Source organism: Ideonella sp. B508-1, assembly GCF_000333615.1.
In the GTDB taxonomy this organism is placed as follows: Bacteria; Pseudomonadota; Gammaproteobacteria; order Burkholderiales; family Burkholderiaceae_C; genus Ideonella.
The window spans coordinates 1-1091 of the sequence record NZ_BADL01000370.1; the positions used below are offsets into that span (position 1 = coordinate 1).

Here is a 1091-nt window from a genome sequence, read left to right on the forward strand (position 1 = left end):
GGCATGGTCGGCGGCACGCCGGGGCCGTTGTCGGCCACGCTGAAGAGCAGGCGCGCACCGTCCACGCGCGCGCTGATCTCGATGCGCCGCCGCTCCGGTGGCTGCCCCTCCAGCGCCTGCAGGGCGTTGAGCACCAGGTTGAGCAGCAGTTGCTCGGCCAGCACGCGGTCGGCCAGCACCGGCGGCAGCTCGGCCGGCAGGGCCCGGGCGATGCGCACGCGCCGGGCGGTGATCTCGGGCTTGAGCCAGCCCAGCACGGTGTCCACCAGCTCGGCCGCGCCGAAGCGCTCGGCCAGGCCGCTGCCCTGGCGCACCATGCCGCGGATGCGGCGCACGATCTCCGAGGCCCGCTGGGCCTGGGCCCGCACGTCCTGCAGGCTCTGCACCAGCAGGTCCGGCGGGCCGCCCTGGGCCAGGGCCTGGGCCGCCGCGGCAAAGTTGGACAGGGCCATCAGCGGCTGGTTGAGCTCGTGAGCCAGGGTGGAGGCCATTTCGCCCAGGCTGGCCAGGCGGGCCGCCCGTTGCAGCTGGCCTTCCTGGGCGCGCTGGCGCTCCTGGGCCCGCTTCTGCTCGGTGATGTCCACCACCGAGCTCATCCAACCGCGCTGCACGCCGTCGGCGTCGATCAGCGGCGCGGTGTAGACCATGGTGATCACGTCATGCCCGGCCTTGTGCCGCACGCGGGACTCGAAGCCGCTGCGCTCGGCCTGGCCGGCCAGCGAGGCGTTGCTGTCGCGCCAGTGCTTCTCCAGATCGTCCGGGTGCCAGTAGGGATAGGGCGGGCGCTGGCCCAGCAGCTCCTCGGGCTCGTAGCCGGTCATCTGGCACAGGGCCCGGTTGACGTAAATGATGCTGCCGTCCAGGTCGCGCGCGCGCATGCCCACCAGCAGCGATTCCTCCATCGCATGGCGGAAGGCCTGGGCCTCCTGCAGTTCGCGGGTGCGGTCGGCCACCCGCTGCTCCAGCTCGCGCCGGGCGCTGCGCTGCTCGGCATAGCGCCGCTCGCGCAGACGCCAGTACAGCCCGCCCATCACCAGCAGGGCCATGGCCAAGGCCGCCATGGCCCAGGCCTGCTCGCGCACCTGCAGGAT

1 protein-coding gene is annotated in these 1091 nt (G+C 73.1%); it reads right to left on the minus strand.

Translation table 11 applies throughout. From position 1 onward, the window contains the following. The coding region (locus I73_RS15575; RefSeq protein ID WP_026096803.1) for a sensor histidine kinase at nucleotides 1-1091 on the minus strand (1091 nt) is incomplete at both ends.